Here is a 24,341-nt window from a genome sequence, read left to right as displayed (position 1 = left end):
AGGCCCTGCCGGGTGGGGCAGAGACCCCCCTGTCCACCGCCGGCGACACCTGCCGCCGACCACTCGGTGGGGACCCAAGTACCCCGCGACACCGACCGGATGCCGGGCTGCGGGAATGGACCGAGCGTGGCCGATCGTGGTCCATTCGGAGCCGCGGCACAAGGGGCTCGTTACTTGCGGGTAACGGCCCGATAAACACGCCACGACACACCGAAATCAAGTGGACACACAACGTCGCCACTAACAGTGAGGGGACATTGGGCAATTGCGGACACAGTGCCGCAAGGGGGCCGCTCGGGCTTACTTGAAGTAACAGCGGCCACGATTACCAAGTTTTGGTAAAACGTGGCCGCTGTGTCGTTTGTTCGGGCAACTCGCGGAGGCGGTACTGGTCAGAAGCGGACGAGTCCGAAGACAGCCGTCAGAACAGCACCCGGGCGAGCGCGGTACGCGCCGCCGTCACCCGCGGATCTTCCGCGCCGATGACCTCGAACAGCTCCAGCAGCCGCACCCGCGCGGCCTCCCGGTCCTCACCCGCCGACCGCTTCACCGCGTCGACCAGCCGGCCGAACGCGTCCTCGACGTGCCCGCCGACCAGGTCCAGGTCCGCGGCGCGGATCTGCGCCGGCACATCGGCCGGGTTCTCCGCGGCCTCCTTGCGCACCACCTGCGGGTCGAGATCCTGCACCCGGCGCAGGAGTTCGGCCTGCGCCAGGCCGAGCTTGGCCTCCGGGTTGGCCGGGTCGTCGTTGAGCACGTTCTTGTACGCCTGGACGGCACCGCCCAGATCGCCGGAGTCCAGCGCCTGGTTCGCGGCCTCCAGCAGTGCGTCATAGGGGCCGGCCGGCGCCGGAGCCTCGGCCTCCTGCTCCGCCTCGCCCGCGGCCTGCGGGTCGATGGGCGCCCCCACGATGCCGAACTGCTGCTCGGCGGCCTGCACCAGCTGGTCGAGCACCTGGCGGATCTGCGACTCCGGGGCCGCGCCCTGGAAGAGGGGGATCGGCTGCCCCGCGACGACCGCGAAGACCGCCGGGATGCCCTGCACCCCGAACTGCTGGAACAGCATCTGGTTGGCATCGACGTCGATCTTGGCCAGCACGAACTTGCCGGCGTACTCCCCCGCGAGGCGCTCCAGCAGCGGACCCAGCTGCTTGCACGGCTCGCACCACTCGGCCCAGAAGTCAATGACGACCGGGACCTCGGTCGAGCGCTGCAGGACGTCCTGCTGGAACCCTGCCTCGTCGACGTCGAACACCAGGCGGGCACCGCTCGCGGGCGCCCGGCCCGTACGGGCGGCCTCGGCACGTGCCTGCTCCGCCTTCTGCTTCGCTTCCCCCGCCGACTTCACCGCTGCGAGGTCGACGACTCCACTCATGGACATATTGCGTGGCTGCATGGGTCCATCCTCCCCCCTGGGCGGGCCGTTCCGGAAAGCGATCCGGAAAGCGCTGCGGTCTGCGATGCGATCGGTCGTGCGGCGGTGCTGCGAAGGGCCGGTCCGGTGCCGCCACCGGGGCCGTGTGCCGGGCGCCGCACCCCGTCCGTACGCCCCGCCGGAGTGCCGGCGTACGTCCAGGGCCGCTGCCCGTGGTGGCCCCGAGGAGGGCCGGTGTGCGGTCCCGAGGAAGGACCGTCGTGCGCGGCCGCGGGTCCCCACCCACGGCCAGTGGCTGTCACTCTTACGCTACGACCTGTAGCGTAACTCGCCGTCGGTCCCGGATCACCACCGGGCCCGGCCCCGTGAGGCGTGATCTGCCTCACGGGCGGCATCTCCCGTACTGCCCGGTATGGTCGCCCGCATGCACCACTCCGCCAGTTCCCGGAAGGGCCGCACGGGCCGCCCGCGCAGCGCCGAGACCGATTTCGCGATCCTGGACGCGACCCGGGCCGCACTCGTCGATCTGGGCTGGGGGCGGCTGACCATGAGCGATGTGGCGGCCCGCGCCGGTGTCGCCAAGACGACGCTCTACCGCCGCTGGGCCAACAAGAACGAGCTCGTCGTGGACGCCGTGGCGGTCCTCTTCGACGAGCTCGAACTCCCCGACCGGGGCTCCTTGCAGTCCGACATCGAGGGCGTGGTGCTGCAGTTCGGGGCGCTGCTCGCGCGGCCGGAGACCAAGACGGCGCTGATGGCCGTGGTGGCCGAGTCCACCGCCGACGAGGCGCTGCGCGAACGGATCCGCTCGGCGATCGTCGACCGCCAGAAGCGGCTGGTCCTGCTCGGCCGCTCGCGCGCCCAGGCCCGCGGCGAGCTGCCCCCGGACGGCCCCGGTGCGGACGGCGAGCGGGCCGCCACCCGCAACATGGACCTGATCTTCGATGTGATCGCCGGGGCGATCGTGCACCGCACCCTGGTCAGCGGGGAGCCCGTGGACGCCGCGTGGGGGCGCGACTTCACGGCCCTCTTCCTCACCGGGCTCTCCGGTCTGGGCGACCAGGGCTGAGCCCGGCCGGCCGGCGCCGGCCGCGGCGCGGCACCGGGGCGCCCCGCCGCGGCACCGGTCAGACCTGGTAGCGGTCCGCCGCGAACAGGTGGAGGTTGTCGGCCACCCACTCCGACGTCCGCTTCAGCCCCTGCTCCAGGGACACCTCCGGCCGCCACGAAGCCCACTCGCGGGCCCGGGAGTTGTCCGAGAGCAGCCGCTCGACCTCGCTGCCGGCCGGCCGCAGCCGCGCCGGGTCCACCACGACCTCGGCGTCCCGTCCCGATGCCGCTATCAGCGCCTCGGCGAGCGCCCCGATGGCGATCTCCCGCCCGGTGCCGAGGTTGACGACCTCGCCCAGCGCCCGGTCGCAGTCGGCCAGCGCCAGGAAGCCGGCCGCGGTGTCCGTGACGTAGGTGAAGTCGCGGGTCGGGGTGAGCGAGCCCAGCTTGATCTGCCGGGCGCCCGCGTGGAGTTGGGCCAGGATCGTGGGGATCACGGCGCGCGCGGACTGCCGGGGGCCGTAGGTGTTGAACGGCCGCACCACCGTCACCGGCAGCTCGAAGGCGTGCCGGTGCGACAGCGCCATCATGTCCGCGCCGATCTTCGAGGCGGAGTACGGCGACTGCGGCTGCAGCGGGTGGTCCTCGCCGATCGGCGCGGTCAGCGCGGTCCCGTAGACCTCACTGGTGGAGGTGTGCACCAGCCGCCGCACCGCATGCCGCCGGCACGCCTGGGCGACGTTCTCCGTCCCGACGACGTTCGTCTGCACATACGCGCCGGGCGAGTCGTAGCTGTACGGAATCCCGATCAGCGCGGCCAGATGGAAGACCGTGTCGCAGCCCTCGACGGCGTCGCTCACCCGGCCCGCGTCGCGCACATCACCCGCGACCATCTCGACCGGGCCGCCCGGCACGAAATAGTGCGCCAGATTTCCCTTTTCGGCATAGGGCTTGTAGTGGACGAACGCGCGCACCTCTGCGCCCGCCGCCACCAGCATGTCGACCAGGGTCGAGCCGATGAACCCCTCGGCCCCGGTGACCAGGACCCGGCGGCCCGTCCACTGCTGCGTGCTGTTCATGCTGACTCCTTCATCGTGGGGTGGTGGTGGACCTGCGGGTGACCGGCGAGCGCCAGCACCTTGTCGGCCAGCAGGCCGGCGGCCCGCGCATGGGTGCCCGGGTCGGCGGCCGCGGCCATCGCGGCGAGCCGGGCGGGATCGTCGAGAAGCGGGGTGACCAGGGCGTCCAGCCGCTCCGCCGTGGTCTGCGGGTCGGGCAGCAACAGCGCCGCCCCGGCGTCCGAGAGCACCCGGGCGTTATGGGTCTGGTGGTCGCCCGGCGCATGCGGGTACGGCACGAGGACGGCCGGCATCCCGATGGTGGCCAGCTCGGCGACGGTCGCCGAACCGGCCCGGCACACCACGAGATCGGCGGCGGCGTACGCCAGATCCATCCGGTCCAGGTACGGCACGGCCTCGGCGACCGCGTCCCCGCCGTTCGCCGCCAGGAGGGCCCGGGTCCGCTCCAGGGCCGCGGGCCCGGTCTTGATCAGCAGCCGCAGGTCACCGCGCGCCCGGTAGCGGCCGGCCAGCCCCACCGCCGCCTCGGTCAGCCGGGCGGCTCCCAGGCTCCCGCCGTTGACCAGCAGCAGCCGCGCGCCGTCCGGTACGCCCAGGGCCCGGCGGGCGGTGGGCCGCAGGCCCGCCCGGTCCAGCTCGGCCAGCGGCCCCACCAGCGGCATGCCGACCGTCTCGGCCCGCCCGCCGCCGGCCAGGTGCGCGCGGCTGCGGTCGAAGGCGAGGGCGAGGTGCGGGGTGAGCCGGGCCGCGAACTTGTTGGCCCGGCCGGGCACCGCGTTGGACTCATGGACCAGGCTCGGCAGCCCGGCCATCTTGGCCCCGACGATCACCGGGGCGCTGGGATAACCGCCCATACCGACCGCGACCTGGGCTTTCTGTTCCTTGAGAAGAGCCCGGCACTGGGCACCCGAGCGCAGCAGCGCGGCCGGCAGCAGATAGCGTCGGGCGCCGAGCGAGGGGTCGAAGGGGATCATGTCGACGGTGTGCAGCCGGTATCCGGCCCGGGGGATCAGCTCTGTCTCCAGGCCGCGTTCGGTCCCGACGAAGGAGATCACCGCATCGGGCACGGCCCGGCGCAGCGCGTCGGCGAGAGCGAGTCCCGGATAGATGTGGCCGCCGGTGCCGCCCGCACCGATCACGACGGAGAGTGGTGTGCGCATGGCCGCCACGCTCGCGATACGCCCTAAGAAGCTTCTAAGAGAGGTGTTTGGCAGCCTATGTCCATGCCGCCCACGCCCGGGAACACCCCAGCCCCCAAGATCCTCGTCGTCGACGACCAACCGGAGGTCCGTGCCGCCGTCGAGGACGGCCTCGCCGTGGAGGGCTATACGGTGCGGGGCGCCGCCGACGGCCTGGCCGCCCTCTCGGAGGTCGCCGGCTGGCAGCCGGACGTCCTCGTCCTGGACGTGATGATGCCCGTCCTGGACGGACTGGCCGTCTGCCGCCGGCTGCGCGCCCTGGACGACCGCACCCCGATCCTCGTGCTGACCGCGCTGGACTCGGTCAGCGAACGGGTCGACGGGCTCGACGCCGGCGCCGATGACTACCTCGTCAAACCGTTCGCCCTGGACGAGCTGGTGGCCCGCGTCCGGGCCCTGCTGCGCCGGGCCGCCACCACGGCCGTCGAGGACGCCCGGCTCTCCTTCGGCGATCTGGTCGTCGACCCGCTGACCCGCACCGGCCACCGGGCCGGCCGGCCCCTGGAGTTCAGCCGCACCGAATGGGCGCTGCTGGAGCTGCTGTTGCTGCACCCGCGGCAGGTGCTGCCGCGCGAGGTGATCCTGGAACGCGTCTGGGGCCGTGACTTCGGCCCCGACTCCAACTCCCTGGCGGTCTACATCGGTTACCTGCGCCGCAAACTGGAGGCGGGCGGCGAGCCCCGCCTCGTCCACACCGTGCACGGCGTGGGCTACCGCCTGGACCATGCGGAGGGCGCGTGACCGGCACCCGCGGCCTGGGGGCCCGCTGGCGGCGCCGCCGCCCGCTCCGCGCCCGGCTGGCGCTGGCCGCCTCGTCCGCGGTGGCACTGGTGGCGGTCGGCGTCTGTGCGGCCGCGTTCGTGCTCATCGACTACCAGATGACCCGCCAGCTCGAGCGCAATCTGGCCCTGACGTCCACCGAGGTCATGCGCGAGCGCCAGGACTGGGGCCCCACGCCGAGCGACACCCTCTGCCAGTACCCGGCCTCGTCCTGCTTCCAGATCGTGCCCGCCGACCCCGCCAAGGATCCGCGCAAGCCCTATGGACTGCCCGTCTCCGACGCCACCCGGAAGGTCGCCGCCGGCCGGCACGCGGCGTTCTACAGCGAGCTGACCGTCGCCGGGCAGCCGGTCCGGATGTTCACCACGCGCCTGACGGGCAAGGACGAGGCGGTGCAGGTCGCCCTGCGCTCCGACTCCGTCGACCGGAGCGTGGAGCAGGCCGCCCTGGCGCTGTCCGCGGTCGGCGGCGCCGGCGTCCTGCTGGCCGGCGCACTCGGCTACTGGGTGTCCCGTACGGGCCTGGCGCCGGTCGCCCGGCTCACCGCCACCGCGGAACGTATCGCCGCCACCCGCGACGCCCGCCACCGCATCGAACTGCCCCCGGGCCCGCCCGCCCGGGAGGACGAGATCACCCGCCTGGCCACCAGCTTCAACACCATGCTCGGCGAGCTCGAACAGTCCGTCACCGCGCAGCGCCGCCTGGTCGCCGACGCCTCCCACGAGCTGCGTACCCCGCTGACGGCGCTGCGCACCAACGCCGAACTCCTGGCCCGCGCCGACCGGCTGACCGACGCCCAGCGCGACCGCGCCTCGGCCGCGCTGGGCCGCCAGCTGCGCGAGGTCACCACCCTCGTGGGCGACCTGATCGAACTGGCCCGTGACGAGGAGCCGCAGCCCCTGGTGGAGCAGGTGCGCCCGGCTGCCCTCCTGGAGCACGCGGTGGGCGTGGCCCGCGAACACTGGCCGGAGATCACCTTCACCACCGCGATCGACCCGGCCGCGGCCGGTGTCGCGATCCCCGGTGTGCCGTCCCGGCTGTCCCGGCTGCTGTCCAACCTCCTCGACAACGCGGCGAAGTTCTCCCCGCCGGGCGGCTCGGTCGACACCGAACTCACCTTCACATCAGGCGAGTTGGACCTGACGGTCCGCGACCACGGCCCCGGCATCGCCGAGGCCGACCTCCCCCATGTCTTCGACCGCTTCTACCGCGCCGAGACGGCCCGCGCCCTGCCCGGCTCCGGCCTGGGCCTGGCCATGGCCCGCCAGATCGCCCGCGCCCACGACGCCGAACTCACCGCCGAGCGGGCGCCGGGGGGCGGGGCGCTGTTCCGGCTGCGGATGCCGGTACCGGCGGCCTAGGCAGTGTCTTGGCGGCCTTGCGGGCGAAGCGTCCACGAACGGACCCACGACTCGGTGACCGGGTAGACACCCCTTAGGGTGAGGCCTCGGAAAATCCGGGTGCGGTGGATGGGGAGCTTGATGGAGCCGTTGGAAGCTACGGACCCACGGACCGCCGGACCGTATCAGCTGCTGGGACGTCTGGGCTCGGGCGGGATGGGCCGGGTGTTCGTCGGAGAATCCCTGGCGGGGCGGCGGGTTGCCGTGAAGGTCGTACGGGAGGATCTGGCGGCCACGCCCGGTTTTCGCGACAGGTTCCGGCGCGAGGCCAAGCTCGCGATGCGGGCGGGCGGCTTCTGGACCGCGCCGGTCGTCGACGCGGACCCGGACGCCACCATGCCGTGGATCGCAAGCCAGTACGTCGAAGGCCCCTCGCTCGACGAACACGTCATCCAGCAGGGCCCGTTGGACGAGTCCGAGGTACGCAGGCTCGGCACGGGACTGGCCGAGGCCATCGCCTCGTTTCACCGAGGCGGCCTGGTCCACCGCGACCTCAAGCCCTCCAATGTCCTGCTCGTCGACGACGGTCCGAGGGTCATCGACTTCGGCATCTCCAAGGCCCTGGAGACCACCGGCGGTACCGATCTGACCAAGGCCGGGACCGTCCTGGGCACACCTGGCTTCATGTCGCCGGAGCAGGCACTGGGGCAGCCGGTGGGCCCGCCCTCGGATGTCTTCTCGCTGGGCTCCCTGCTCGTCTACGCGGTCACCGGCGCAGGACCCTTCGGTGACGGGTCCCCCCACGCGCTGTTGTTCCGGGTGGTGTACGAGGCACCCGATCTCAGCGCCGTGCCGGACGGGCTGCGGGGGCTGGTGCGGGACTGTCTGCACAAGTCTCCGGAGGGCCGTCCCACCGCCGACGCGCTCCTCGCACGTCTCGCGGGCGCAGCGCGCGCGACGGTCCCCGACCCGCGCATCGCGCCGATGCCCGTGGCAAAGACCGTTTCCGACGCGGCTGCCCTGGCGGCCACCGGACCGCAGCCGGCGAGCTCAACAGCCACAGCCGAGCCGCCCGACGCGGCACCGCGCGGGCATCGGCCGGTTGCTGCGCCACCGGCCGCCCTCCCCGCGTTCACCGTGGAGAAATGGGGCGTCGCGGCGGTCTGGCGCCGCTTGCGATGGCCCGTCGTTTCGGCGTTGACGATCGCCGGCTTCCTGCAATGGGCCGGAGAGGTGATCCACGGGCCCGGGCCCGCGTTCGTGGCGACGCTCTTCGTCATGCTGCTGCATCTGCTCTACGGGGTGAAGGTTTCGTCGCCACTCCTCGACCCCAGGACACTGCGGGTCGGAGCGGACGGTCTCTATGTGCGGCACGGGCCGCACACGGTCACGGTGCCCTGGCGGGACGTCTCCTCCGTCACGCTCACCGGAAAGCGGAACAGTCGCAGCATCGCCCTGACGGCGACCCTCGCAGAAGGAACGGACGCCCGGGTCCCCTCCCCGCTCCACGCCGGGCCGGGTGTGCTGAAGTGCACGCTCGTCTCCCCCGCGAAGAACGAGACGAGCACCCGCCTGGACGGCCTCGATACCGCACTGCGGCGTTTCGCGGGCAGCCGCTACCAGTCGCTTCCCGCCGCGGGCTGACGGCGCCGTACGGCCACCGGTGAGCCGGGCGGCGCTCCGTGGCCCGGCAGCCGTACGGGGCGGCAGGCCCATGCCTGCCGCCCCGCGCCCAGGGGGAGGGGACGTCCCTGCTGGCCTCCTGGCCTGGCCTCAGAATCCGGCCGGCTCCGTATACACGCCCCACTCGTCCCGCAGCACACCGCAGATCTCGCCGAGGGTCGCCTCGGCCCGTACGGCCTCCAGCATCGGCTCGATCATGTTGCCGCCCGACCGGGCGGCTTCCAGCATCGCCTTGAGGGAAACCTGGACCCGGGCGTCGTCCCGGGCCTCCTTGCGGGCCGCGAGCGCCCGCACCTGCTCGCGCTCGACCTCGTGGCTGACCCGCAGGATCTCCAGATCGCCGGTGACCGAGCCGTGGTGGCAGTTGACGCCGACGACCTTCTTGTCGCCCTTCTCCAGCGCCTGCTGGTAGCGGAAGGCGGATTCGGCGATCTCGCCGGTGAACCAGCCGTCCTCGATGCCGCGCAGGATGCCGGAGGTCATCGGGCCGATCGGGTGCTCGCCGTTGGGGACCGCGCGCCGGCCGCGCTCCTTGATCTGCTCGAAGATCTTCTCGGCGTCCGCCTCGATCCGGTCGGTCAGCGACTCGATGAACCACGAGCCGCCGAGCGGGTCCGCCACGTTGGCGACGCCGGTCTCCTCCATCAGCACCTGCTGGGTGCGCAGCGCGATCTCCGCGGCCTGCTCACTGGGCAGCGCCAGGGTCTCGTCCAGCGCATTGGTGTGCAGCGAGTTGGTGCCGCCGAGCACGGCCGCCAGCGCCTCGACGGCGGTCCGTACGACATTGTTGTACGGCTGCTGGGCGGTCAGCGAGACCCCTGCGGTCTGGGTGTGGAAGCGCAGCCACTGCGCCTTCTCGCTCGTCGCGCCGTAGACGTCCCGCATCCAGCGGGCCCAGATCCGGCGCGCGGCGCGGAACTTGGCGATCTCCTCGAAGAAGTCCAGGTGCGCGTCGAAGAAGAAGGACAGGCCGGGAGCGAAGGTGTTGACGTCCAGGCCGCGGGAGAGGCCGAGCTCCACGTATCCGAAGCCGTCGGCGAGCGTGTACGCCAGCTCCTGTGCGGCCGTCGCGCCCGCCTCGCGGATGTGGTAGCCGGAGACCGAGAGCGGCTTGTACGCGGGGATGCCGCGCGCGCAGTGCTCCATCAGGTCGCCGATCAGGCGCAGGTGCGGCTCGGGCTGGAAGAGCCACTCCTTCTGTGCGATGTACTCCTTGAAGATGTCCGTCTGCAGGGTGCCGTTGAGGACGCCCGGGTCGATGCCCTGCCGTTCGGCGGCCACCAGGTACATGCAGAAGACCGGGACGGCGGGCCCGCTGATCGTCATGGACGTCGTGACGTCCCCCAGCGGGATGTCCTTGAACAGGACCTCCATGTCGGCCGCCGAGTCGATGGCGACGCCGCAGTGGCCGACCTCGCCCAGCGAGCGCGGGTCGTCGGAGTCCCGGCCCATGAGGGTGGGCATGTCGAACGCGACGGACAGGCCGCCGCCGCCCGCCTTGAGGATCATCTTGTAGCGCTCGTTGGTCTGCTCGGCGTTGCCGAAACCGGCGAACTGGCGGATCGTCCAGGTCCGCCCGCGGTAGCCGGTCGGGTACAGCCCCCGCGTGAAGGGGTACTCGCCCGGCCACCCGATCCGCTCGAACCCCTCGACCGAGTCTCCGGGCCGGGGCCCGTACGCCGGCTCGACGGGATCACCCGAAAGCGTGGTGAAGTCCGCGTCCCGCTTCCGGGCGGAGTCATACCGAGCCTGCCAGCGGCGGCGGCCCTCATCGATCGCGTCAGCGTCCATACTCCCGAATTTACTTGGACGTCCTAGTACTTGTCGACGGGAGAGCGCCATGAGTTGCCCCACGCGCCACCGTGGTCACATTCCGTAACGGGCTCCGAACAGCACAAACGCGCCCGCCCGAGATCGGGACAGGCGCGTATGAGCAGGTCGGCAGGGTTACGGCGAACCACGCCGGGGCGGACCGGGTGCGGTCACCTTCACCCGGCAGCGGTCAGGCCTTCACCGGCTCCGGAGCGTCATCGGCGATCAGCGGCTCGACCTCCCGCACCACCTGACGCTCCACGAAGAAGGCGGCGGTGGGGATGGTGCCCGCGATCAGCACCCACAGCAGCTTGCCGAACTTCCACTTGGCCTTGGAGCCCAGGTCGAAGGCGAACACCAGGTAGATGATGTAGAGCACGCCGTGGATCTGCGAGACGACGAGGGTGAGGTCCTTGCCCATCCCGAAGCCGTACTTGAAAACCATGCACGTGCAGAGCACCAGCAGCATCACGGCGGTGATGTAGGCCATCGCCCGGTAACGGGTCAGGACGCTTCGCTTCATGCCCCGAGCGTAACGGCCCGTTCCGGGGCGATCTTCGCCGCCCCCCTGCGCACACCGGGCCCACCGGACCGGGCGGCGGCGCCCGCTACTCGTCCTGGAAGTCCTCCGCCGCCACCCGCAACGGCCGCAGCATCGCGAAGATCTCCCCGCACTCCTCGGCGTCGTACGTCCCGAGCCCGAAGTCCATCGCCATCAGGTCGCGGGTCGCCGCGTCGCACACCTCACGGCCCTTGTCCGTGATGCTGGCGAGCGTGCCCCGCCCGTCGTTCGGGTTCGGCCGCTTGGCCACGAGACCGGACTTCACCAGCCGGTCGACGGTATTGGTCACCGAGGTCGGATGCACCATCAGCCGCTCGCCGATCTTGGACATCGGCAGCTCACCGGCCTTGGAGAAGGTCAGCAGCACCAGCGCCTCGTAGCGCGCGAAGGTCAGCCCGTACGGCTTGACCACCGCGTCCACCTCGGCCAGCAGGATCTGATGGGCGCGCATGATCGAGGTGATGGCGGCCATCGAGGGCACGGCGCCCCATCGCTGCCGCCACAGTTCGTCGGCGCGCGCGATGGGATCGAAAGCAAGGCTGAGCGGCTTCGGCACGCTTGTGACCCTACCGGGAGGTCACATGCTGATCAGCCGTGTCTCAGTTTTCGGTACCGGGAAGCGGTCCGGCCGGCCCGCACGCCCCTGTACCCCCCGCACGGACCGCTCCCGCCGGCCGTCCCGGCGCCGTACGCCGCACCTCCCGGATCACCACCAGGACGCACCCCGCCCCCACCACTCCGGCCGCCGGCATCACGACGCGCAGCGGGGCAACCTCCGCGGCGGCACCGGCCAGCCCCATCGCCAGCCCCATCGCCGTCATCCGCCCGGCCTGCATCACCGTCATCGCCTGTCCCAGCAGCCTTTCGGGGACCGCGTCGACGAACCAGCGGTCGACCCCGAAGTTGTACGAGATCCCGGTGCCGGTCAGTACGAGCAGCAGCAGCGCCCAGCCGAGGGAGGGCTGCGCGGCGAAGCCGAGCGAGGGCAGCACGGCGAAGAGCCCCATGGGGAAAGTGAGCCGGGCGCGGGCGTGCGGGGAGAGGAACGAGCCCGCCACGGCCTCGGCCACCACCGCCCCGACGGGCATGCTGCACATCAGCAGTCCCATGCCGGCCGGGCCGACGCCGAGCAGGCCCCCGTAGGCGACCAGCAGCGCCTCGGGGATCACGACGAACGCCGGCGGCAGCCACGTCAGCAACAGCAGCGCCCGTACCCGGCGGTCGGCCAGCAGCCGCCGGCCGCCGTCCAGCGAGGCCCCCAGCAGCGCACCGCGCCCCGGGCCCCGGGCCCGGTCACGGGCCGGCCGCGCCAGGGTCCCCAGCCGCAGCAGCAGGGCCGACCCCAGGAACGTACCGGCGGTGAGCGCCAGTACCCCTCTGGGGGCCACGGCGACGAGCAGCAGGCCCCCGGCCCCGAACCCGGCGAGCTGCGCGCTCTGGTTGACGAGGCGGATCACCGACCGCCCCAGGACGAACAGCTCCCCCTCGCCCAGGATCTCCCCCAGCGTCGCCGCGCGGGTCCCGGCGAAGACCGGCGCGATGGCCGCGATCACACAGCGCAGCACCAGCAGGACCGCGACCGGTGCGCCCGGCGCCACCATCCCCGCCGCCGCCAGCGCGCACAGCACATCGCAGCCGACCAGCACCCGCCGGGCCGGATACCGGTCGGCGACCGCGGACAGCAGCGTCCCGCCGATGACGTACGGCAGCAGTCCCAGCGCGAAGGTCAGGGCGCTCAGCAGCGGCGACGCGGTGCGCTCGAAGACCAGGACGGACAGGGCGAGCTCGCAGACGACCACGCCGAGCGAGGACAGCAGATGCGCGGCGAAGACGCACCGGAACTCCGGGACGGCGAAGACGGCGCGATAGCCGGCCGGGCGGGCCTCATCGGAGTGCGGTCCGGCTGCGGCATCCGGCCCGGCGGCGGCAGCGGGTCCTGCGGTGGCCGTGGAGGTGGTGGTGGCAGCGGGTGTGGCGGCGGCTCCGCCGTCGGGGCAGGCGGAACGGTCCGGCGAAGCGGGCCCGGAAGGCGGCGACGACATGTCCGCAGCCTGCCGGAGCCCGGTTGGGGGCCGTACTCTTTCGGCCAGAGCCGAATCCTGGGCGTGGGGGGCACAGGCATGCCGGTCAATCTGCACTTCCGCGCCGACGATCTGCTCCGCATCCGGTTCGCCGTCTCACCACTGTGCGAGACCCATGAGGCCGTACGGACCCTGCGCCACGCCGACCGGCACGGCTACCACACGCCGTGGCTGCGCCGGATGCACGAGAGGCTGGCCGGCCTGGACCTGACACCGCTGTGGCGGTTCATGCCGTCGTCGGGCTACACACCGGACTTCCTGGGCCGCCCGCCGGACACCCCGACGACCGGCTTCGACGAGGAGCTGGCCCGGCTGCGGGCCACCGACCCCGCCCTGGCGCGCGCCGAGATGGCCGCGTCGCTGGCGTGCACGCCGGGTGCCGCACGGTCGGAGCACGGCCGGGCGGCGCTGGCGGACCCGGCGGGCGCCGTCCAGGAGCTGGCCGAGGTCACCGAGCGGGCCTGGCGGACGCTGATCGCCGCGGACTGGCCCCGGCTGCGGGCGCTGCTGGAGGCCGAGATCGCCTACCGCTCGCGCCAGTTGGCGGGCGGCGGGCTGCAGCGGCTGTTCGCCGATCTGCATCCGCGGGTGTCCTGGTCGGGCGACACCCTCACCGTCCGTACCCGCACCGAGGTCGCCCGGATGCAGGATCTGGCAGGCCGCGGGGTGCTGTTGCTGCCCAGCGTCTTCGTCTGGCCGGACGTGGTCAGCGGGTTCAAACCGCCCTGGCAGCCCACCGTCATCTATCCGGCGCGCGGCATCGGCGGGCTGTGGACCGAGCCGGAGACGGGCCCGGCGCTGGCGCGGCTGCTGGGGGCGAACCGGGCCGCCGTACTGGCCGCTCTGGACGCCCCGGCGACCACGACGGCCCTGGCCCACCGGCTGGGCCTGGCGCCGTCCTCCGTCTCGGGGCATCTGTCCGTACTGCGCGACGCCGGCCTGCTGACCTCCCACCGGCACGGACACCAGGTGCTCTACGAGCGCACCCCGCTGGGGATCACGCTGGCGGCGGGAGGGTGAGGCCCGGCCGGCCGCCCGGGGTGCCACCGGCACACCGCTGCTGCGGAGGGGGACCGCTCAGGAGCGGCGGGCGTCGCCCTCGGCGAGGTACCGCTCCACGGTCTCCACCTTCGAGGTCAGTCCGTCCGTGACGCCGGGCCGGATATCGGCCTTGAGCACCAGGGAGACCCGCCCACAGCGCGCCTCGACGGCCGCGACCGCACGCTTGACGACGTCCATGACCTCGTCCCACTCACCTTCGAGGGAGGTGAACATCGCGTCCGTACGGTGTGGCAGCCCCGACTCGCGGACGACCCGGACCGCGTCGGCGACGTACTCGCCGACGTCCTCGCCGACCCCCAGGGGGCTCACGGAGAAGGCGACGATCATGTGTTCAGGACGCCTTCCTTGCGGGCGCGGGCCGCGATCACACCGGCCTCTTCCTCGCGCTTGAGCACCTTGTCCCCGTAGAGGCCGCCGAACGGCAGGATCGCCAGCACGAAGAAGAAGGCGACGCGCTTGAAGGGCCACTTGGTGCGGTTCCACACGTCCAGCAGCAGCACCACGTACGTGATGAACAGCAGCCCGTGGATCAGACCGAGCGGCATCACCAGGGAGTCGTAGTCGAAGGCCAGGCGGAAGCCGGTGCCGAAGATCAGCAGCGCCGGGAAGGAAAGCGCCTCCGGGATGGAGGCCAGGCGCAGTCGGTGCAGGGCGGCGGCGGTCTTGATGTCCACGGGAACCTCGTTCGGGTGGCAGATGGGGTTCGGCGCGTAGCGCCGTCTTCTGGGGGTGGAGGTCGGGTGACGGGCGGGCGCTTGTGCAAGAGTTCACAAGCTTCGCCCCATTGTTACAGCCGCCTCGGCGATCACCGCGCCGGGGGGAGGTGCGGGGCGCCGCCGGGCCGGCGCCCGGCGGAATTCCGGGCGGTATCAGGGCGATATCAGGGCCGAAGGACCTGCCCCGGGCGGCCGCGGCCGACTACCGTCTGACCCGTGGCTCAGTTTCGGCTCCAGGGGAGCAAGGTGCTCGCCGTCGATATGACGGGCGATGCCGTCAAGGCGAAAAACGGTGCGATGGTCGCGTACGACGGCCAGATGTCGTTCAAGAAGATGTCCGGTGGCGGCGAGGGCCTGCGGGGCATGGTCACCCGGCGGCTCACGGGTGAGCAGATGGCCGTGATGGAGGTGAAGGGCCACGGCACCTGCTACTTCGCGGACCGCGCCGGCGAGATCAACCTGGTGCAGCTGCAGGGCGAGAAGCTGTACGTCGAGGCGAGCAATCTGCTGTGCACGGACGCCGCGCTGCGGACGGGCACGACCTTCACCGGCCTGCGCGGCGCCTCCCAGGGCAACGGCCTGTTCACCACCACCGTCGAGGGCAGCGGCCAGGCGGCGATCACCTCCGACGGCCCCGCGGTGGTGCTGCGGGTCACCAAGCAGTACCCCCTCCAGGTCGACCCGGGCGCCTATGTGGCGCACACCGGCGACCTCAAGCAGCACTTCCAGACCGGGGTGAACTTCCGCACCGTCCTCGGGGAGGGCTCCGGCGAGTCCTTCCAGATCCGATTCGAGGGCGAGGGCCTGGTCTACGTACAGCCCAGCGAGCGCAACACCGTGGGGGGTGAGGTCTGATGCCGTTCACGGCGCTCAACTCCCGCATGGTGGAGGCCAGGATCGGGCCGGGCCAGCGGATGTTCAGCCAGCGCGGCGCGATGCTCGCCTACCGCGGCGAGGTCGCGTTCACGCCCAACATCCAGGGCGGCCAGGGCGGCGTCGGCTCCATGATCGGCCGCCGGATCGCCGGCGAGGCCACGCCCCTGATGACCGTCGAAGGCACCGGGACCGTGATGTTCGGCCACGGCGGCCATCACGTCCATGTCGTCGACCTGACCGGCGAGACGCTGTACGTCGAGGCCGACCGGCTGCTGGCCTTCGACGGCTCGCTCCAGCAGGGCACGATGTTCATGGGCTCGCAGGGCGGCGTGATGGGCATGGTGCGCGGCCAGGTCACCGGCCAGGGCCTGTTCACCACGACCCTCAAGGGCGTCGGCTCGGCCGCGGTGATGGCGCACGGCGGCGTCATCGAGCTGCCGATCAGCCCCCAGCGCCCGGTCCATGTCGACCCGCAGGCCTATGTCGCCCACCGCGGCGACGTCCGCAACAAACTGTCCACGGCGCTCGGCTGGCGCGACATGGTCGGCCGCGGCTCGGGTGAGGCCTTCCAGCTGGAGCTGTCGGGCCAGGGCACCGTCTACGTTCAGGCGTCGGAGGAAAAGCTGTGACCGGTCCCGTCGTCCACGACGCCTCGTCGCTCCCCGCCGACGACAACGTCAACGCGTACGCCTTCAGCGTCGACCTGAACGGCCAGTGGTTCCTGCAGAAGGGGAAGATGATCGCCTACTACGGGCAGATCGACTTCCACGGCATCGGACACGGCCGCCTGGACCGCCTGATCGCCGGAAGTTTCCATTCGCCACTGCACGCCGCGGACTGGGTAGTCGCCGAGGGCCGCGGAAAAATGCTGCTCGCGGACCGTGCCTTCGACGTGAACTCCTTCGATCTGGAGGACGGCAACCTGACGATTCGCTCCGGCAATCTGCTCGCATTTCAGCCATCTCTCGCGCTGAAGCAATCGATCATCCCGGGCTTCCTCACGCTCATCGGGACCGGCAAGTTCGTGGCCGCTTCCAACGGCCCGGTGGTCTTCATGGAACCGCCGATCAGGGTCGACCCGCAGGCGCTCGTCGGCTGGGCCGACTGCCCCTCCCCGTGCCACCACTACGACCACCAGTACCTTCGGGGATTCCTGGGCGGGCTGCGAGCGCACACCGGCATCGGCGGAGCCTCCGGCGAGGAGCACCAGTTCGAGTTCGTCGGCGCCGGCACGGTCCTGCTCCAGTCCACCGAGCAGCTGATGCCGGAGCTGGCAACCGGAGCGGTCCCCACCGAGGCGGGCGTTCCGGGCGGGGGCGGACACGTTCCGCAAAGTGGCTCACAACTGCCCCAGCTCCCCGGCAACCTCGGGAGCCTCCAACGCCGCTTCGGGCTGTGAGCGATACTCTGCGGACGGTGACCTCGAACGTCTGACCAACGTCCAGCCCCGGCCGCCGACGTCGCCACCGCCGCCCAATTAATTCACTATTCAACTTTTACGGGTAGAATCATTCCATGACGACCGACAGTGACACCCCCTGGCTGACCGACCAGGAGCAGTGTGCCTGGCGCACCCACCTGGACGTCAGCAGGCTGCTGATGCACCAACTCGAGCGTGATCTGCAGCCGTTCGGCCTGACCAACAACGACTACGAGATCCTGGTCAACCTCTCCGAGGCCGAGGACCGACGGCTCCGGATGAGCGACCTGGCGGCCAGCACGCTGCAGTCCAAGAGCCGTCTCTCCCACCAGATCACCCGGATGGAGAACGCCGGCCTGGTGCGCCGCGAGAGCTGCGAGTCGGACCGCCGTGGCCTCTACGCCGTCCTCACCGACGAAGGCTGGGACACCATGCGCCGGGTCGCCCCGCACCATGTCGCCTCGGTCCGCAAGCACTTCATCGACCTGTTCACCGCCGACGACCTCCAGGCGCTCCGCAGCTCCCTCGGCCCCGTCGCCGAACACCTCCGCAAGGAGCGCGGCGGCCTCTGACCGGCCGGCCTCGGCCCCCTGACCGGGCCGGGGCCGGGCGGCCAGGGCCCCGCCGGATCAGCCGACCACCGGCAGCCGCAGTGCGAACACCGACCCCGTGCGCACGCCCAGCGAGCCGCCGTGCCGCACCGCCACATCCCGCGCGATGGCCAGCCCCAGACCGGCCCCGCCGTCGTCCCGCGCCCGCGCGTCATCGAGCCGTACGAACCGCTCGAAGATCCGCTCCCGCTCGCCCTCCGGCACCCCGGGCCCGTCGTCCTCGACCTGCAGCACCACCCACTCCCCCTCGCGCACCACGGCCACCCGCACGGACCCCACGGCATGCCGCTGCGCATTGTCGAGCAGGTTCCCCAGCACCCGCGCCAACTGACTGCGCGACCCAGCCACTTCCGCGCCCGCCAGCTCCCCGACGTGCACCGGGACCCGGTCCGCGACCCGCTGCGAGCTCTCCTCGCGCACCATCGCCGCCAGATCGACCCGGGCGTCCGCCGGCCGCTCCCCCGCATCCAGGCGCGCCAGCAACAGCAGGTCCGCCGCCAGCCGCTGCAGCCGCACGGTGTCCTCCACCGCACCCGGCACGTCCAGCAACTCCGGATGCGCCACCCCCACTTCGAGCTGGGTCCGCAGACTCGCGATCGGGCTGCGCAGCTCGTGCGAGGCGTCCGCGACGAACCGCCGCTGCCGCTCCACGGACGACTCCAGCGCCGCCAGCGTCTCGTTGGTCGTCCGCGCCAGCCGGCCCACCTCGTCCTGCGACGGCGGCACCGGCACCCGGCGGCTCAGATCCGTACTCGCCGTGATCGCGGCCATCTCCCCGCGGATCCCCTCCACCGGCCGCAGCGCCCGCCGGGTCACCAGCCAGGTCACCCCCGCCACCACCACGCACAGCAGCGGCAGCCCGATCAGCATGGCCGTGCGCACCGACCCCACGGCCTCCTGCTCCGGCGCCAGCGCCGCCCCCGCCCGCACCGTCGCCTTCCCGCCGCGGGTGTCCTTGGCCTCGACCACCGCGAACCGGTAGTCGGCCACCTTCCCGTCGACATTCGCGGTCCCGTCCCGGTGGGCCACATCGTCATCGACCTCACCGGGCTTGAGCCCGCTCCGGTCGTCGTCATCGTCGTCCCCGGACGTACCCGGCCCGGCGCCCTGCGCACCGTGCTGCGCGCCGCGCACCGGCTTCCCGTCGACGGCACGCACGTCCTCACCGGCCGTCAGCACCCGTCCGTCGTCATCGGCCACCACCACCGGATGGTCCTCGCCATCCGGCAGATCCAGCCCGGCGTACGGCGTGCCCGTCGCGATCTGCGCGGCCACCTCCCGCGCCGCGACCTCGGCCTGCAGCCCGGCCTGCTCCTGCAGATTGCCGCGCAGCACCAGCAGCACGGCCGTCCCCGCCGCGATCAGGGCCAGGGCCACCACCACGGTCGCGCCGGCCGCCGCCCTGGCCCGTACGGAGCCCAGCACCCTACTCACCCGCCACCAGCCGGTATCCGGCACCGCGCACCGTCACGATGTGCCCGGCACCGAGCTTGCGCCGCAGTGCGCTCACATAGACCTCGATGATGTTGACGTCGCCCTCGTAGGCGAAGTCCCAGACGTGCTCCAGGATCTCCGCCTTGGAGACCACCTCGCCCGCCCGCAGCGCCAGTTGCTCCAGCACCGCGAACTCCTTCGCCGTCAGCGCCACTTCCGCGCCGTCCCGCTCCACCCGCTGCGCGCCCTGGTCGATGGTCAGCGTCCCCACCCGCAGCACCGGCAGCGCGCTGCGGCCGTGCCGGCGCAGCAGCGCCTTCACCCGCGCCACCAGCACCACATACGAGAACGGCTTGGTCAGATAGTCGTCGGCCCCGGTGTCCAGCCCCTCGGCCTCGTCGTACTCGCCGTCCTTGGCCGTCAGCATCAGCACCGGCACGTCGTGGCCCGCGGCCCGCAGCGCCCCGCACACGCGGTAGCCGTTCATCCCCGGCAGCATGATGTCGAGCACGATCAGGTCATAGCCGTCCTCCGTCGCCCGGCGCAGCCCCTCCCGTCCGTCGTGCACCACGTCCACCGCGTACCCCTCGGCCATCAGCCCCTTGGCCAGCGACAGGGCCAGCCGTTTCTCGTCCTCCACGATCAGCAGACGGAACGGGCGGCGCGCGCCTCCGGGCGGACGGTGGCGGGTGACAGGCGGGTGCATGCGCTCACCATGCCATCCCTTTCCTGAAGCCCCCTTCAGGCACCTTCAGGTCCCCTTCAGCTTCGTTCAGCGAGTGTGTGGACACAGCCGATCGCAAGGGGAGAACACACATGAAGCGCCATCTGATCATCGCCACCGCCGCGGCCGCCGCCCTCGTCGCCGGCGGCACGGTCACCGCCGTCGCGGTCAGCAACGACGCCGGCTCCGCCCACGCCGGCTCCGCCCACGCCGCCTCCGGCGGGCAGCTCCCGGCGAAGACGGTCGCCCACGATGCGCCTGCGCAGACCTCGGGCACGGCCCGGGTGCAGGACGGCCGCTCCAGCATCCCGATGCAGGACGACGACGCGAACGGCCAGGAGGAGATCCGCGAGGCCAACGCCGCCAAGGTGAGCGCACCGGACGCCGCGGCCGCCGCGCTGAAGGCCGTCCCCGGCACCGTGACCGGCCTCGACCTGGACGCGGACCGCCCCGGCCTGGTCTGGGACGCGGACGTACTGGGCAAGGACGGCAAGTGGCACGAGATCACCCTCGACGCGGGCAACGCGCGGGTGCTGAACCAGCACGTCGACCACGACGAGGGCGACGCCGCCCAGGAGCGGGCCGCCGCGGAGAACGCCAGGACCGACGCCTCGGCCGCCGCCCGCGCCGCCGCCTCGCACGGCACGGTGACCTCCGTCGAGCTGGACGACGACCACGGGACGAAGGCGGTCTGGGAGGCCGAAACGGTCACCAAGGACGGCAAGGAGCACAAGCTGCTGATCGACACCCAGTCCGGCAACGCGACCGCCGCTCCGGCGCACGACTCGGATGATGACAACGACAACGACAACGACGGCGCGGACGACTGACACGTCCCGTTTCGTTCCGGCCTCCGCCCACACTGTTGTGGGCGGAGGCCTTGCCTGTGGCTTGCGCCGGGCACGGGGTCGCTTCGCGCTGTGGTCTTGGTGCGGGAGGCGTGTGGCTGGGGCCGTTTCGCCTATGCATTGTGGGTGGTGGGCCGGAGGGGACGCCCGGTACCCCGTCCTCGGCGCGGGCGGCCCTGGTACGTGGCATAGACCGGCCCGGCGTTCGCTCCGGTCCTGCGGGCGGGGCACCGGACATCCCCTCCGACCTCCGCGCGTCGGCGACCGCCCCGCCGTACCAATCACCGTTACGACCCCGAGCTCTCCCCTTGGCAGGGACCTAGCCGGGCGCACCGGTTCCGACGGCCCGGCAGTCGTCATCGGGCCGCACACGCTCCGGGCGAAGCTTGGCCGAAGCCGACACGTGGATCGGTGAGGAACGGTGCCACCGGGCCGCAGCCGGGAACGGGCGTAGGTCGGAGGGGATGTACCGGAGCCCGCCCGCAGGACCGGAGCGAACGCCGGGCAATTCTGTGCCACGTAGCAGATGCGCCCGCGCCGTGGGGGCACCTCCCGGCCGAAGGCTGGGGGAGGGTTCCGGTGCGTCCCCTCCGGCCCCAGCGGCAATCACGAACCCCGCAAAGGCGCCAGCCCAAACGCCCCCGCACCGAACAACGGCCGGTACGCCGACGGCGCCCCAAAGGGGCGCGGGGAACTGCGCGCCCAGCCACAACCCACCCGCAGACAAACAACGGGCCCCGCGGGGCCGTCAGGCCCCGTTCGTCAACCCGTCCACCAACTCATCCGCCGCCCGATACGGATCCGTCTCCCCGGAAACGATGCGCTCCGCCAACGCATCCAGCCGCCGATCCCCCCGCAGATCACCGATCCGCTCCCGCAGCGCCGTGACCGCGATCGTCTCGACCTCATGCGCCGCCCGGGAACGCCGCCGCTCGGCCAGGACGCCGTGCTCCTCCATCCAGGCCCGGTGCTTCTCCAGCGCCTCGACGACCTCGTCGACACCCTCGCTTCGCGCCGCGACCGTCTTGACGATCGGCGGCCGCCAGTCGCCGGGCGCACGGGATTCGCCCAGCCCCAGCATGTGGTTGAGCTCGCGCGCGGTGGCGTCCGCGCCGTCCCGGTCGGCCTTGTTGACGACGTAGACGTCGCCGATCTCCAGGATTCCGGCCTTGGCCGCCTGGATGCCGTCGCCCATGCCGGGCGCGAGCAGCACCACGCTGGTGTCGGCCTGGGAGGCGATCTCGACCTCGGACTGGCCGACACCGACCGTCTCGACGAGGACCACGTCGCAGCCCGCCGCGTCCAGGACCCGGATCGCCTGGGGCGCGGCCCAGGCCAGGCCGCCCAGATGGCCGCGGGTGGCCATCGAACGGATGTAGACGCCGGGATCCGAGGCGTGCTCGCTCATCCGTACGCGGTCGCCGAGGAGCGCGCCGCCGGAGAACGGCGAGGACGGGTCGACGGCGAGCACGCCGACCCGTTTGCCCGTCTTGCGGTAGGCCGTCACCAGCGCGGAGGTGGTGGTGGACTTGCCGACGCCGGGCGAACCGGTCAGCCCGACCACATAGGCGTTGCCGGTGAGCGGCGCCAGGGCCGCCATCACCTCGCGCAGCTCCGGTGACGCCCCCTCCACGAGGGAGATCAGCCGGGCCACGGCCCTCGGCCGGCCCTGCCGTGCCTGCTCCACCAGCTGTGGGACGTCCACCATCGCCGCTCGGCTCCTTCGGTTCGCTGGTATGCGAATCGGCCCGCCCGTACGCGTGTGCGTACGGGTACTCGGTTACTTACCCGGTACGCGAATGATCAGCGCGTCGCCCTGACCGCCGCCACCACAGAGCGCGGCGGCACCCACGCCACCGCCCCGCCTGCGCAGCTCCAGCGCGAGATGCAGCACGATGCGGGCTCCGGACATCCCGATCGGGTGACCCAGCGCAATGGCGCCGCCGTTGACATTCACCTTTTCCGGGGACACCCCGAGGTCCTTCATCGACTGCACGGCGACGGCCGCGAACGCCTCGTTGATCTCGATCAGGTCAAGATCGGCGACGGTCAGTCCGTCCTTGCCCAGCGCGTGGTTGATCGCGTTGGAGGGCTGGGACTGGAGCGAGTTGTCGGGGCCGGCGACATTGCCGTGGGCGCCGATCTCCGCGATCCATTCGAGCCCGAGTTCCTCGGCCTTGGCCTTGCTCATGACGACCACGGCGGCGGCGCCGTCGGAGATCTGCGAGGAGGTGCCGGCGGTGATCGTGCCGTCCTTGGCGAAGGCCGGGCGGAGCTTGCCGAGCGATTCCGTGGTGGTTTCGCCGCGGATGCCCTCGTCCTTGCTGAAGACGACCGGCTCGCCCTTGCGCTGCGGGATCTCCACGGGGGTGATCTCGGCCTCGAAGAGCCCGTTCTTCTGTGCGGCGGCGGCCCGCTGGTGGGAGCGCGCGGCGACCTCGTCCTGCTCCGGTCGGGCGATGCCCAAACGGGTGTTGTGCTTCTCCGTCGACTCGCCCATCGCGATGCCTTCGTAGGCGTCGGTGAGGCCGTCGTGGGCCATCGCGTCGAGCATCTCGACGGCGCCGTACTTGAAGCCCTCGCGGGACTTCGGCAGCAGGTGCGGGGCGTTGGTCATGGACTCCTGGCCACCGGCAACGATGACGTCGAACTCACCCGCGCGGATGAGCTGGTCGGCCAGCGCGATGGCGTCGAGGCCGGAGAGGCAGACCTTGTTGACGGTCAGCGCGGGGACGTTCATGGGGATGCCGGCCTTCACGGCCGCCTGGCGCGCCGGGATCTGCCCCGCCCCGGCCTGGAGCACCTGGCCCATGATCACGTACTGCACCTGATCGCCGCCGATGCCCGCCCGGTCCAGTGCCGCCTTGATGGCGACGGCGCCCAGGTCGGCGCCGGAGAAGGTCCGCAGGGATCCCAGGAGCCGCCCCATGGGGGTGCGCGCTCCCGCCACGATCACTGAGGTGCTGCCGTTCGTGCCGTTCGTTGCAGACATGCGGTGCGGCCTTCCTTTGCAGGGAAGTTAACGAGGGTTACCCGTCAATGTACTGAGCGGTACGCGCCGGGTCACCGGCAAGCGGGTGTGATCGCGCGCACGTTGCGTAACCAGCCATGCGAGGGGTGCACTGGAGCCATGCTGACGCGAATCGACCACATCGGGATCGCCTGTTTCGACCTCGACAAGACTGTCGAGTTCTACCGTGCCACGTATGGCTTCGAGGTGTTCCACACCGAGGTCAACGAGGAGCAGGGAGTCCGGGAAGCCATGATCAAAATCAATGGGACGTCGGACGGCGGCGCCTCGTATCTGCAGCTCCTGGAACCCACCCGCGAGGACTCCGCGGTGGGCAAGTGGCTTGCCAAGAACGGCGAGGGCGTCCATCACATCGCCTTCGGCACCGCGGACGTGGACGGCGACTCCGAGGCCATCCGCGGCAAGGGCGTCCGGGTCCTCTACGACGAGCCCAGGACGGGTTCGATGGGGTCGCGGATCACCTTCCTGCACCCCAAGGATTGTCACGGAGTGCTCACCGAACTCGTCACCGCGGCGCCCGCCACCTCCGAAGACCACTGACCATCACCTTCCCCGGCCGGTAGAGTGCAGCTTCGGCCGGGGTAAGGGAGTGGGGCTCGGTCCATACTCTGCCGATGATCTGACACCATTTCTTCGGAAGGGTCAGCTCCGAGGGGCG

The 24,341-nt window shown here is 71.7% G+C and carries 24 protein-coding genes; 11 read left to right on the top strand and 13 right to left on the bottom strand.

From position 1 onward, the window contains the following. Nucleotides 1-421: 421 nt before the first annotated feature. A complete protein-coding gene (locus CFW40_RS24940; protein WP_088800123.1) occupies nucleotides 422-1,396 on the bottom strand; it encodes a tetratricopeptide repeat protein in 975 nt (324 codons plus the stop codon). A gap of 403 nt (nucleotides 1,397-1,799) precedes the next feature. Between CFW40_RS24940 and CFW40_RS24935 the strand changes: the two genes are divergently transcribed. Beyond that, nucleotides 1,800-2,444 (top strand): TetR/AcrR family transcriptional regulator, encoded by a 645-nt coding sequence (locus CFW40_RS24935; protein ID WP_088800122.1) that lies wholly within the window; start codon nucleotides 1,800-1,802, stop codon nucleotides 2,442-2,444. A gap of 58 nt (nucleotides 2,445-2,502) precedes the next feature. Here CFW40_RS24935 and CFW40_RS24930 read toward each other — a convergent pair whose 3' ends face one another. Continuing rightward, entirely contained in the window at nucleotides 2,503-3,504 is a 1,002-nt protein-coding gene (locus tag CFW40_RS24930) for an SDR family NAD(P)-dependent oxidoreductase (RefSeq protein ID WP_088800120.1), read from the bottom strand. After that, nucleotides 3,501-4,664, bottom strand: coding sequence for a glycosyltransferase (locus CFW40_RS24925; protein ID WP_088800118.1), 1,164 nt, complete (start codon nucleotides 4,662-4,664; stop codon nucleotides 3,501-3,503). The genes CFW40_RS24930 and CFW40_RS24925 overlap by 4 nt, the downstream gene beginning before the upstream one ends. 57 nt (nucleotides 4,665-4,721) lie before the next feature. Here CFW40_RS24925 and CFW40_RS24920 point away from each other — a divergent pair, with 57 nt between their 5' ends. The 3 genes from CFW40_RS24920 to CFW40_RS24910 all read left to right on the top strand — a co-directional run bounded on the left by CFW40_RS24920 (nucleotide 4,722) and on the right by CFW40_RS24910 (nucleotide 8,467). Continuing rightward, nucleotides 4,722-5,444, top strand: a complete 723-nt coding sequence (locus tag CFW40_RS24920) for a response regulator transcription factor (protein WP_088800116.1) — start codon at nucleotides 4,722-4,724, stop codon at nucleotides 5,442-5,444. Continuing rightward, entirely contained in the window at nucleotides 5,441-6,844 is a 1,404-nt protein-coding gene (locus CFW40_RS24915) for a cell wall metabolism sensor histidine kinase WalK (RefSeq protein ID WP_088800114.1), read from the top strand. The genes CFW40_RS24920 and CFW40_RS24915 overlap by 4 nt, the downstream gene beginning before the upstream one ends. A 120-nt stretch (nucleotides 6,845-6,964) precedes the next feature. Further along, the gene (locus tag CFW40_RS24910; protein WP_176956395.1) at nucleotides 6,965-8,467 is read left to right on the top strand and encodes a serine/threonine-protein kinase; all 1,503 of its coding nucleotides are present in this window, start codon (nucleotides 6,965-6,967) and stop codon (nucleotides 8,465-8,467) included. Between the two features lie 129 nt (nucleotides 8,468-8,596). Here the strand turns inward: CFW40_RS24910 and CFW40_RS24905 are convergent, their stop codons facing one another. The 4 genes from CFW40_RS24905 to CFW40_RS24890 all read right to left on the bottom strand — a co-directional run bounded on the left by CFW40_RS24905 (nucleotide 8,597) and on the right by CFW40_RS24890 (nucleotide 12,922). Then, on the bottom strand, nucleotides 8,597-10,297 hold the full coding sequence (locus CFW40_RS24905; RefSeq protein WP_088800112.1) for a methylmalonyl-CoA mutase: 1,701 nt from the start codon (nucleotides 10,295-10,297) through the stop codon (nucleotides 8,597-8,599). A gap of 211 nt (nucleotides 10,298-10,508) precedes the next feature. Then, nucleotides 10,509-10,841, bottom strand: coding sequence for a DUF3817 domain-containing protein (locus tag CFW40_RS24900; protein ID WP_088800110.1), 333 nt, complete (start codon nucleotides 10,839-10,841; stop codon nucleotides 10,509-10,511). Between the two features lie 85 nt (nucleotides 10,842-10,926). Then, nucleotides 10,927-11,436 carry a MarR family winged helix-turn-helix transcriptional regulator gene (locus tag CFW40_RS24895; RefSeq protein ID WP_088800109.1) on the bottom strand — a complete coding sequence of 170 codons (510 nt, stop codon included), beginning with the start codon at nucleotides 11,434-11,436 and terminating at the stop codon, nucleotides 10,927-10,929. Between the two features lie 43 nt (nucleotides 11,437-11,479). After that, nucleotides 11,480-12,922 (bottom strand): MFS transporter, encoded by a 1,443-nt coding sequence (locus tag CFW40_RS24890; RefSeq protein ID WP_256331300.1) that lies wholly within the window; start codon nucleotides 12,920-12,922, stop codon nucleotides 11,480-11,482. A gap of 78 nt (nucleotides 12,923-13,000) precedes the next feature. Here CFW40_RS24890 and CFW40_RS24885 point away from each other — a divergent pair, with 78 nt between their 5' ends. Beyond that, entirely contained in the window at nucleotides 13,001-13,981 is a 981-nt protein-coding gene (locus tag CFW40_RS24885; RefSeq protein ID WP_088800108.1) for a DUF5937 family protein, read from the top strand. Nucleotides 13,982-14,038: 57 nt separating this feature from the next. Here CFW40_RS24885 and CFW40_RS24880 read toward each other — a convergent pair whose 3' ends face one another. Then, on the bottom strand, nucleotides 14,039-14,350 hold the full coding sequence (locus CFW40_RS24880; RefSeq protein ID WP_088800106.1) for an MTH1187 family thiamine-binding protein: 312 nt from the start codon (nucleotides 14,348-14,350) through the stop codon (nucleotides 14,039-14,041). Continuing rightward, on the bottom strand, nucleotides 14,347-14,697 hold the full coding sequence (locus CFW40_RS24875; RefSeq protein ID WP_088800104.1) for a DUF3817 domain-containing protein: 351 nt from the start codon (nucleotides 14,695-14,697) through the stop codon (nucleotides 14,347-14,349). Before CFW40_RS24875 ends, CFW40_RS24880 begins: the two co-directional genes overlap by 4 nt. A 258-nt stretch (nucleotides 14,698-14,955) precedes the next feature. On the opposite strand from CFW40_RS24875, the gene CFW40_RS24870 reads away from it, so the two are divergent. From CFW40_RS24870 to CFW40_RS24855, 4 genes are all read left to right on the top strand, one after another. After that, a complete protein-coding gene (locus CFW40_RS24870) occupies nucleotides 14,956-15,594 on the top strand; it encodes an AIM24 family protein (RefSeq protein WP_088800102.1) in 639 nt (212 codons plus the stop codon). Continuing rightward, nucleotides 15,594-16,244, top strand: a complete 651-nt coding sequence (locus CFW40_RS24865; RefSeq protein WP_088800101.1) for an AIM24 family protein — start codon at nucleotides 15,594-15,596, stop codon at nucleotides 16,242-16,244. Before CFW40_RS24870 ends, CFW40_RS24865 begins: the two co-directional genes overlap by 1 nt. After that, nucleotides 16,241-17,014 (top strand): AIM24 family protein, encoded by a 774-nt coding sequence (locus CFW40_RS24860; protein WP_088800099.1) that lies wholly within the window; start codon nucleotides 16,241-16,243, stop codon nucleotides 17,012-17,014. The genes CFW40_RS24865 and CFW40_RS24860 overlap by 4 nt, the downstream gene beginning before the upstream one ends. A gap of 116 nt (nucleotides 17,015-17,130) precedes the next feature. Continuing rightward, complete coding sequence (locus CFW40_RS24855) at nucleotides 17,131-17,607, top strand: MarR family winged helix-turn-helix transcriptional regulator (protein WP_088800097.1); 477 nt, start codon at nucleotides 17,131-17,133, stop codon at nucleotides 17,605-17,607. 57 nt (nucleotides 17,608-17,664) lie between these two features. Here the strand turns inward: CFW40_RS24855 and CFW40_RS24850 are convergent, their stop codons facing one another. Then, complete coding sequence (locus CFW40_RS24850) at nucleotides 17,665-19,068, bottom strand: HAMP domain-containing sensor histidine kinase (protein WP_088802354.1); 1,404 nt, start codon at nucleotides 19,066-19,068, stop codon at nucleotides 17,665-17,667. A gap of 4 nt (nucleotides 19,069-19,072) precedes the next feature. Beyond that, entirely contained in the window at nucleotides 19,073-19,786 is a 714-nt protein-coding gene (locus CFW40_RS24845) for a response regulator transcription factor (protein WP_088800095.1), read from the bottom strand. A gap of 110 nt (nucleotides 19,787-19,896) precedes the next feature. Here CFW40_RS24845 and CFW40_RS24840 point away from each other — a divergent pair, with 110 nt between their 5' ends. After that, on the top strand, nucleotides 19,897-20,634 hold the full coding sequence (locus CFW40_RS24840; protein ID WP_088800093.1) for a PepSY domain-containing protein: 738 nt from the start codon (nucleotides 19,897-19,899) through the stop codon (nucleotides 20,632-20,634). A 766-nt stretch (nucleotides 20,635-21,400) separates the two neighbouring features. On the opposite strand, the gene meaB is transcribed toward CFW40_RS24840, so the two are convergent. Together meaB and CFW40_RS24830 are read right to left on the bottom strand one after the other, a co-directional pair. After that, nucleotides 21,401-22,360 carry a methylmalonyl Co-A mutase-associated GTPase MeaB gene (gene meaB, locus CFW40_RS24835; protein WP_088800091.1) on the bottom strand — a complete coding sequence of 320 codons (960 nt, stop codon included), beginning with the start codon at nucleotides 22,358-22,360 and terminating at the stop codon, nucleotides 21,401-21,403. 72 nt (nucleotides 22,361-22,432) lie between these two features. Next, on the bottom strand, nucleotides 22,433-23,608 hold the full coding sequence (locus CFW40_RS24830) for an acetyl-CoA C-acetyltransferase (RefSeq protein ID WP_088802353.1): 1,176 nt from the start codon (nucleotides 23,606-23,608) through the stop codon (nucleotides 22,433-22,435). 174 nt (nucleotides 23,609-23,782) lie between these two features. On the opposite strand from CFW40_RS24830, the gene mce reads away from it, so the two are divergent. Further along, nucleotides 23,783-24,223 (top strand): methylmalonyl-CoA epimerase, encoded by a 441-nt coding sequence (gene mce, locus CFW40_RS24825; RefSeq protein ID WP_088800090.1) that lies wholly within the window; start codon nucleotides 23,783-23,785, stop codon nucleotides 24,221-24,223. The last annotated feature ends 118 nt before the right edge of the window (nucleotides 24,224-24,341 follow it).

Source organism: Streptomyces sp. 2114.4, from assembly GCF_900187385.1.
In the GTDB taxonomy this organism is placed as follows: Bacteria; Actinomycetota; Actinomycetes; order Streptomycetales; family Streptomycetaceae; genus Streptomyces; species Streptomyces mooreae.
The sequence above is the reverse complement of the archived record's forward strand: the minus strand, read 5'-3'. Positions and strand labels throughout refer to the sequence as shown.

Bases quoted from the DNA above. Each gene is read 5' to 3' on its own strand.
- CFW40_RS24940 (WP_088800123.1), bottom strand. From the start codon at position 1,396: ATGCAGCCACGCAATATGTCCATGAGTGGAGTCGTCGACCTCGCAGCG.
- CFW40_RS24935 (WP_088800122.1), top strand. From the start codon at position 1,800: ATGCACCACTCCGCCAGTTCCCGGAAGGGCCGCACGGGCCGCCCGCGC.
- CFW40_RS24930 (WP_088800120.1), bottom strand. From the start codon at position 3,504: ATGAACAGCACGCAGCAGTGGACGGGCCGCCGGGTCCTGGTCACCGGG.
- CFW40_RS24925 (WP_088800118.1), bottom strand. From the start codon at position 4,664: ATGCGCACACCACTCTCCGTCGTGATCGGTGCGGGCGGCACCGGCGGC.
- CFW40_RS24920 (WP_088800116.1), top strand. From the start codon at position 4,722: ATGTCCATGCCGCCCACGCCCGGGAACACCCCAGCCCCCAAGATCCTC.
- CFW40_RS24910 (WP_176956395.1), top strand. From the start codon at position 6,965: ATGGAGCCGTTGGAAGCTACGGACCCACGGACCGCCGGACCGTATCAG.
- CFW40_RS24905 (WP_088800112.1), bottom strand. From the start codon at position 10,297: ATGGACGCTGACGCGATCGATGAGGGCCGCCGCCGCTGGCAGGCTCGG.
- CFW40_RS24900 (WP_088800110.1), bottom strand. From the start codon at position 10,841: ATGAAGCGAAGCGTCCTGACCCGTTACCGGGCGATGGCCTACATCACC.
- CFW40_RS24890 (WP_256331300.1), bottom strand. From the start codon at position 12,922: ATGTCGTCGCCGCCTTCCGGGCCCGCTTCGCCGGACCGTTCCGCCTGC.
- CFW40_RS24885 (WP_088800108.1), top strand. From the start codon at position 13,001: ATGCCGGTCAATCTGCACTTCCGCGCCGACGATCTGCTCCGCATCCGG.
- CFW40_RS24880 (WP_088800106.1), bottom strand. From the start codon at position 14,350: ATGATCGTCGCCTTCTCCGTGAGCCCCCTGGGGGTCGGCGAGGACGTC.
- CFW40_RS24865 (WP_088800101.1), top strand. From the start codon at position 15,594: ATGCCGTTCACGGCGCTCAACTCCCGCATGGTGGAGGCCAGGATCGGG.
- CFW40_RS24855 (WP_088800097.1), top strand. From the start codon at position 17,131: ATGACGACCGACAGTGACACCCCCTGGCTGACCGACCAGGAGCAGTGT.
- CFW40_RS24845 (WP_088800095.1), bottom strand. From the start codon at position 19,786: ATGCACCCGCCTGTCACCCGCCACCGTCCGCCCGGAGGCGCGCGCCGC.
- CFW40_RS24840 (WP_088800093.1), top strand. From the start codon at position 19,897: ATGAAGCGCCATCTGATCATCGCCACCGCCGCGGCCGCCGCCCTCGTC.
- meaB (WP_088800091.1), bottom strand. From the start codon at position 22,360: ATGGTGGACGTCCCACAGCTGGTGGAGCAGGCACGGCAGGGCCGGCCG.
- mce (WP_088800090.1), top strand. From the start codon at position 23,783: ATGCTGACGCGAATCGACCACATCGGGATCGCCTGTTTCGACCTCGAC.